The organism is Arthrobacter sp. TB 26, from assembly GCF_000427315.1.
GTDB lineage: Bacteria > Actinomycetota > Actinomycetes > Actinomycetales > Micrococcaceae > Arthrobacter.
This window is the reverse complement of record NZ_AUPJ01000078.1, coordinates 1-4367: the sequence shown is the minus strand read 5'-3', so window position 1 is coordinate 4367 and position 4367 is coordinate 1. Positions and strand designations below refer to the sequence as shown.

At 66.0% G+C, this 4367-nt stretch carries 5 protein-coding genes; 2 read left to right on the top strand and 3 right to left on the bottom strand.

Annotated features, from left to right (window positions below):
• Positions 1-19: 19 nt before the first annotated feature.
• Together K789_RS0101700 and K789_RS0101695 are read right to left on the bottom strand one after the other, a co-directional pair.
• Positions 20-802 carry an ABC transporter permease gene (locus K789_RS0101700; RefSeq protein WP_024365227.1) on the bottom strand — a complete coding sequence of 261 codons (783 nt, stop codon included), beginning with the start codon at positions 800-802 and terminating at the stop codon, positions 20-22.
• Positions 802-1593 (bottom strand): ABC transporter ATP-binding protein, encoded by a 792-nt coding sequence (locus K789_RS0101695; RefSeq protein WP_024365226.1) that lies wholly within the window; start codon positions 1591-1593, stop codon positions 802-804. The genes K789_RS0101700 and K789_RS0101695 overlap by 1 nt, the downstream gene beginning before the upstream one ends.
• 222 nt (positions 1594-1815) lie before the next feature.
• Here K789_RS0101695 and K789_RS0101690 point away from each other — a divergent pair, with 222 nt between their 5' ends.
• Together K789_RS0101690 and K789_RS0101685 are read left to right on the top strand one after the other, a co-directional pair.
• Positions 1816-2511 (top strand): queuosine precursor transporter, encoded by a 696-nt coding sequence (locus K789_RS0101690; RefSeq protein WP_024365225.1) that lies wholly within the window; start codon positions 1816-1818, stop codon positions 2509-2511.
• Between the two features lie 145 nt (positions 2512-2656).
• Complete coding sequence (locus K789_RS0101685) at positions 2657-3637, top strand: glycosyltransferase (protein WP_157835653.1); 981 nt, start codon at positions 2657-2659, stop codon at positions 3635-3637.
• A 191-nt stretch (positions 3638-3828) separates the two neighbouring features.
• On the opposite strand, the gene K789_RS25910 is transcribed toward K789_RS0101685, so the two are convergent.
• A partial coding sequence (locus tag K789_RS25910; protein ID WP_029704267.1) for a substrate-binding domain-containing protein occupies positions 3829-4367 on the bottom strand: 539 nt, incomplete at its 5' end.

Genomic DNA, 4367 nt, shown 5'->3' with positions numbered 1-4367 from the left:
GGCGGGCGATCGGCCCCGGCTACTGGGCATTGTCAGCAAACCGCAGTTGCAGGATCGTGGCGGCAACGCCGGCCATGAACGTCCCCGCGAGCACCACGTAGCTGCCCGCCGGAAGCGAGTCGACCGGGTCCGCCACCATGCCGACCAGCAGCGGGACGATCGAGTAGGGGAACCACTCCGCCCACCCGGTTTTGCCGAAGAGGTTGCCGAGGGCCAGCATCACGAGCGAGAAGGCGATGGGGGCCACTTCGCCACGGCTCCACACGGCGATCCAGGCGACCACGGGCGCGAGCAGGAACGAGACCCCCGCGGCAAGCAGCACGTCTGCGATTCCGGCCGCGGCCAGCTCCGAGGAGAACCCCGGCAGCCCCATTGCCAGGCCGATCACCATTGCCTCGGCGAGGACGGCAGTGACGAGCGACATCCACCACACCGCAGCAACCACCAGTTTGGCGACGGCGAACCAGTGACGGGCCACGGGCAGCGCGAGCATGTTCTTGGCGGTGGCATCACGGTACTCCCGGCCAAACAGGTACGCGACGATGAACGCCAGCAGCAGCATCCCGCCGACGCCGAAGACCAGCGTGAGCATGTAGAAGTATTCGGGCCACGTCGCCTCAAGCCCAGCCAGGCTCGCTTTGGTGCCCAGAAGGCCCAGCTGGGCCGCCCGCTCCGGTTCCCGCACAATCCACAGAAACAGCGCGATGCCGGGCGGCATCATCGCCAGTACGGCCAGGGTGGCCCACGTCGCCTTGGCCCGGCGGAGCTTTATGAACTCGGTGGCGAGAACCTGACCGAACATCAGGCGCCGCCGTCGATGGAGTCATCGCTTGTGCGCGCGAGGAAGTAGCGCTCGAGATCCAGTGTCAGCAGCGCCTGCTCGCGCTCTTCCGGGGTATAGGCGCCGGCCGCGAAGGCGCGCGCCTTCGCGGCGAGTTCGTCGCGCGATGACTCCTCGACGAGGCGGCCGTGGTGGACGATGCCGATACGGTCGGCCAGGTGGGCGACCTCGGCGAGGATATGGCTCGACATGAACACGGTGACTCCACGCTCGTCTGCGAGCGAACGGAGCAGTCCGCGGATCTCAACGATTCCGGCCGGATCCAGCCCGTTGGCGGGCTCGTCGAGCACGAGCAGTTCGGGGGAGTGCAGCAGCGCGCGGGCGAGCGCGAGGCGCTGTTTGTTGCCGAGCGAGAGCGTCCCGGCACGCCGGTCGGCGTACGGATCGAGGCGCAGCAGCCCGATCGAGTCAGCGACCGTTCGCGCCGGCGAGCCAGTGAGGCGGCGCTGGATGTCGAGATTCTCGCGCACCGTGAGGTTGGGGTAGGCAGTCGCGGTTTCGACCAGGAAGCCGATGTGCGAAAACACGCTCGGCCCGCCGGGCAGGATGCGCCGGCCAAGGACGGTCACCTCCCCGCCGCTCGGGCGGACGAGCCCCAGCAGCATGCGGATGGCCGTCGTCTTACCCGCCCCGTTCCTGCCGAGGAAGCCGTAGATTTCGCCCCGGCGGACATCGAGGTCGAGCGAGTCCACCGCGGTGACGTCACCGTACCGCTTGGTGAGTGCGCGGGTGGAAACCGCGGTGTCAGGCACTTTCGTCCTCCATGGCCCCCATCCTGCCACCACGCCCGGACCGGACACAGTGCAGGAATGCCCGGTTGTGAGTTGCCCCGGGGGTCCCGCCGGGGTGAGAGAATGGAGGGCGGTTCCGGCGGTCAGCCCGTCAGGAGCCATCCAGTGCTAATACAGCCGGCTGCCGAAACGACCTCCCCGGAGGATCCGGGAGCCAGGCGAACCACTATGAATGGAACACCCATGACTTCCGCCAAGACACTCCCGGCCGCAGCGCCGCCAAAGTTCGCCTCGATCGGTTCCCCCTACTTCGGCATCCTGCTGGCCGTCATGGCCGTGGTGCTGATCCTGTCCAACATCGGGGCCTCAAAGGGGGTGGCGATCGGCCCGGTCATCACCGACGGCGGCTTCTTCCTCTTCCCCCTGGCCTACATCTTGGGTGACGTCATCAGCGAGGTCTACGGCTTCAAAGTGGCGCGCAAGGCCATCATCACCACCTTCGCGCTCTCGGTCTTTGCGTCCCTCTGCTACTGGATCATCATCGCCTTGCCCGGCTTCGAGGACGACTTCGGCGTTTCCAAGCAGACCGCGCTGGAAGGCGCGCTGGGCCCAGTGCCGCAGATCGTGCTCGCCTCACTGCTGGCGTTCCTTGCCGGGCAGACCATCAATGCCTGGATCCTGGTGAAGATGAAGGCGCGCACGGGGGAAAAGTCCCTCTGGGCGCGCATCATGGGGTCCTCTGTCGCCGGCGAGTTCGTCGACACTCTGATCTTCTGCAGCATCGCGGCCTCCGTGATCGGGATTACCGACGCCGCGATGTTCGTCAACTACGTCGCCGTGGGCTTCCTCTACAAGACCCTCGTGGAATTCCTCTTTGTCCCGGTCACCGCGGCCGCGATCGGCTGGATCAAGAAGCGCGAACCGAGCTACGGGGCCTAGCTGGTAGGAGTGCGGTCAACGCGTGTGGAGCCGTGCCGGCGTCCCGGGGCCGCGCATGGCCGGTCCCAGTTCCGGGCAGAGGTTACTTCGGATCACGACACCTACATTCCGTTGTAGGCCCAGGGTTCGTGTTTATACTAAGCAGGTGACAAGCAACGCGGATGGTACCGAGGGGATGGACGCGGCAGGGGACGTCGGGAGGGTAGAAGTCCTACTCGCGACGCGTGACAGCGGCCGCTTCCTCGGCGAGCTGCTCGATTCACTGGCCAACCAGAGCTTCCGCGACTTTCACCTGGTCGTCAGTGACGACTGCTCCCAAGATAATACCCTGGCGATACTCGAAGCTGCAGGGCCACGCTTTGCCCATCCGCCGGAAGTGATCCTCCGAACCGCCCCGAGTGGCAGTGCCTGCGCCAACTTCGCCGGGATGCTCGCCAAGTCCCGGGCGGACTACGTATTCTTGGCCGACCACGACGATGTCTGGCTGCCAGAGAAGATTTCCCGCGGCCTTGACCGCATGCGAACGCTCGAGTCTGAAATTGGCCGCGAGACCCCAATTCTCGTTCATGGTGACCTCACCCCGACTAATGCGGCGCGGGAGGAAATTTCGACGTCTTTCTGGGCTTTCAAAGCGATCACCCCGGCCTACGGCGCCAAGCTAAATACGGCCTTGATGCATCCAACCGTAACTGGGTGCACTGCGGTGATGAATCGGGCCTTGGTTGCCCAGACAGGGGCAATTCCATCTGGCGCGGTCATGCACGACTGGTGGATTAACCTCGTCGCCGCATCTTTCGGGCGCGTGGACTGGGACCCTGTCCCGCAGATCCTGTACCGCATCCACGGCAACAACGCCTCGAATCCTGAAGCCACCACGGTAATCCGGGCCCTCTCGCAGCGGCGGAGGGTTGCCAGCGGCCGGCAATGGATCCGATTGCGCCTCGCGCAGGGCCAAGTTTTTCTTGCCACCTACCGTGATGAGCTGCCAGCAGAGAGCCTCCGGGTACTCGAGGCCTTTGCCGCTATCCCCTCCGCTGGGCCCATTTCCCGACGCTGGCGGCTGATTGCTGGGGGTTTTCGCTCTCCCGACCTCTGGCGCAATGCAGCGACGGTACTGCTGGTGTAGCCTCCGGTTTCATTCGGTGGTGGCGCGACGGAACCTCTTGGGCACCAACGATCAAGGCCCTACGTGAAAAGGTAGCCGCGACGCGGTGTCCTATTCTGCTGATCACTGTGGCATAAACGAGGAGTCCGCCGCCGCTGCGGCCAGCCCTCCGCCCCGGCAGCGTTGCGGCGAATTCGCGGCTCAAGGCGCTGTCAGGGCGGTGGGCGGTCGGCCAGGGCGCAAAGACGGCGGCCCTTGAATTCCTGCGCGCGGAAGAGGTCCTTCCACTCAAGGCGAAGGAAGCTCCAGCCGTCTTCCGTCAGGGCCACAACGCCCGGCCCGGCCTGACACCTCAAGCTGTGGCTCCGGCGGCTTGATCCGTAGCCGAGCTCGAGCGGTTGTTTCGGGCGCGTCCGGCGGGTTCGGCCGGAAGAGCCGGAAGGGGGAAGGGGACGGAGCGTGCGGTTGTCCACTGAGGTCATGTCCAGGTACCGCGACTTGGCCAACTGGGAATTGTCGTAGCCGATCACGGAGAGGTCGCCCGGGACGGACAGGCCACGTGCCTTGGCTGCGGCGAGGGCACCCAGGGCCAGGGTGTCGTTGGCCGCGAAGAGGGCCGTCGTGTCGGGGAGGTGGGCGACAACCCAGCAGGCGGCCGCGTAGCCGTCCTCCTCCGAGGTCCCCTGGCTTTCGCCGGCGATCCGGACGTCAGCGCCGGCTTCCACGATCCGGCTGCGGAAGCCGTCCCGCC